This is a genomic window from Streptomyces sp. NPDC017890, from assembly GCF_044328675.1.
GTDB lineage: Bacteria > Actinomycetota > Actinomycetes > Streptomycetales > Streptomycetaceae > Streptomyces.
Map to the genome: position 1 here is coordinate 1 of NZ_JBIRHU010000133.1, position 1,736 is coordinate 1,736.

The 1,736-nt window shown below is 71.0% G+C and carries 1 protein-coding gene; it reads right to left on the reverse strand.

Annotated features, from left to right (window positions below; all coding sequences use genetic code 11):
• On the reverse strand, positions 1-1,736 hold a 1,736-nt coding region (locus tag ACH4F2_RS35990; RefSeq protein ID WP_398136805.1), incomplete at both ends, for an acyltransferase domain-containing protein.

Sequence of the window (1,736 nt, forward strand, 5' to 3'; positions counted from 1 at the left end):
AACAACAAATGCTCCGCACCACCACGAGCAGCCCACCGCGCCACATGCGCACCCAACGCACCCGTACCACCCGTCACCAACACCGTCCCCGACGGCTTCCACGAGGGTGAAAGCGGTTCAGCGGCGGCGCGGGCCCGGAGCAGTCGCCGCTCGAACACGGCCGATGCGCGTATCGCCAACTCACCTTCGGCACCCGCCAGCACTGCGGCCAGTCGCGCACCGGTGGCTTCGTCCCAGACCTGCGGCAGGTCGATCGCGCCACCCCATCGATCCGGATATTCCAGGCCGATGACCCTGCCGAGGCCGACGGCGCCGGCCTGCTCGGGGCGCAGACCGTGGTCAGCCGCGTCCACCGCCACCGCACCGGCCGTGACGAGCCACAGCGGGGCGTGCACCTCGCTGTCGCCCAGTGCCTGGGCGAGCAGCAGCGTCCCGAGTACGCCGGGCGGTATGCCCACGCCGGTGTGTTCGGCGAGGGCGAGCAGCGACACCACTCCCGACACGGAGTCGCCTGCGGCGGCCTCACGGATCCGCTTGGCAACCACGTCTCGCGACAAGTCCCCGCCGTCCAGCCTGAGTGGTACGACGTCGACGCCGTGGGAACGCAGGGCTTCCTCGACCCGGCCGGCCTCCCCTTTCGCGGCATGCTCCTCCGGCGTCACGACGAGCCAGGTCCCGGAGAGCCCGGCCGTCGAGAGCCCGGTCAGCGCGGTCCAGCCGATCCGGTAACGGAGGTCGTCCAGAGCGAGCTGCTCCCGGCGTTCCTTGCGCCAGCTCGACAGAGCGGGCAGTACGGCGCTCAGCGGCTGGTCCCCGTCCACCTGGAGCGTCCCGGCGAGCGAGGCCAGGTCCTCACGCTCCACCGCTTCCCAGAACGCCGCCTCAATGCCGTCCTGCATCCCAGGCGACGCCTGCTCGGCCGGAGCCTGGGGCCAGTAGTGCTCACGCTGGAAGGGGTAGGTGGGCAGATCGACGCGGCGGGCACCCGTGCCGGAGAAGTACGCCGGCCAGTCCGGGGTCACGCCCGCGACGTGCAGACGGCCCAGAGCCGTGAGCAGTGCTTCCGCTTCGGAACGGTCCTTACGCAGAGCGGCGACGAGCTGCACGTCCCCGGTGAGGGACTCCCGCGCCATACCGGACAGGACACCGTCCGGACCCAGCTCCAGGAAGACACCGACACCCTGGTCCTCCAGCCAGCGCACACCCTCCCCGAAGCGCACGGCCGCACGGACGTGGCGTACCCAGTACTCGGCGGAAGCGACATCAGCCGAAGCCTCACCGGTCACGTTCGACACGACCGGGATGGAGGGCGGGGAGTAGGTCAGCGACTCGGCGACCCGGCGGAAGTCGTCCAGCATCGCGTCCATGTGCGGCGAGTGGAACGCATGACTCACCCGCAGCTTCTTCGTCTTCCACCCCAGCCCGGAGAACTGGGCACCCAGCTCGGCCACGGCATCGGCGTCGCCGGCGATCACCACCGAGGACGGACCGTTGACGGCGGCGAGAGACACCTCCGCCTCCCGGCCTTCCAGATACGGGGCCACCGCAGCCTCGTCCGTACCGACGGCCAGCATCGCGCCGCCCGCCGGCAACGCCTGCATCAACCGCCCCCGCGCCGCCACCAGCGTCACCGCGTCGTCAAGGGACAACACCCCGGCGACATGCGCGGCGGCCAGCTCACCGATCGAGTGCCCGGTCACATAGTCGGGCCGTACACCCCAGCTCTCCGTGAGCCG